The organism is Parafrankia sp. FMc2, assembly GCF_041008525.1.
Taxonomy (GTDB): Bacteria; Actinomycetota; Actinomycetes; order Frankiales; family Frankiaceae; genus Parafrankia.
In genome coordinates, this window is the sequence record NZ_JBFLUG010000528.1 from 1 (window position 1) to 514 (window position 514).

Sequence of the window (514 nt, forward strand, 5' to 3'; positions counted from 1 at the left end):
GACATCCCGGTAGGACAGCGAGTACCGCAGGTACCACCGCACTGCCAGGACGATCACTTCCGGTGGGAACCGGAACCCGGCGAACTCCGACACCGGAGCCGGTGGACGGACACGACGTCGACGCATCGTTCGATCATGACTGCTCGGTGGTCGAGATGGCGGACTTCGCCTATGCAACAGACATCTTGTCCCGGCCCATGTCCTGCCACCATTTTCTGATGGTGGCGACCGCGAACGCGGAGGTGTCGTGGTCGATACCGACCGATACCCAGGCAGAGTTGTCCGCGAGGTCGTAGACGCCGTAGGGAACGGCTTTGCCGTCGGCGAGCTGGGGGAAGTCGTGGGTGTTGACCTGTTCCGGCTCGCCGGTGCGGTGCCACTCCCGGCCGAGCCTGTCACGATTTTCGTGTAAGCCAGAGATGAACAGCCTACTCCATGGAGATTATCAGAAAGGTAGTCGGCCGGGGAAGAGGTTGACCAGCGAGTTGAGTGCGACTTTCCATCCATGTGTTCC

The 514-nt window shown here is 61.3% G+C and carries 2 pseudogenes; both read right to left on the minus strand.

Annotated features, from left to right (window positions below):
• Positions 1 to 93, minus strand: a pseudogene (locus AB1460_RS38295) (IS6 family transposase); the annotation flags it as partial.
• A 97-nt stretch (positions 94 to 190) separates the two neighbouring features.
• A pseudogene (locus tag AB1460_RS38300) lies at positions 191 to 388 on the minus strand (ISAzo13-like element transposase-related protein); the annotation flags it as partial.
• Positions 389 to 514 lie beyond the last annotated feature (126 nt).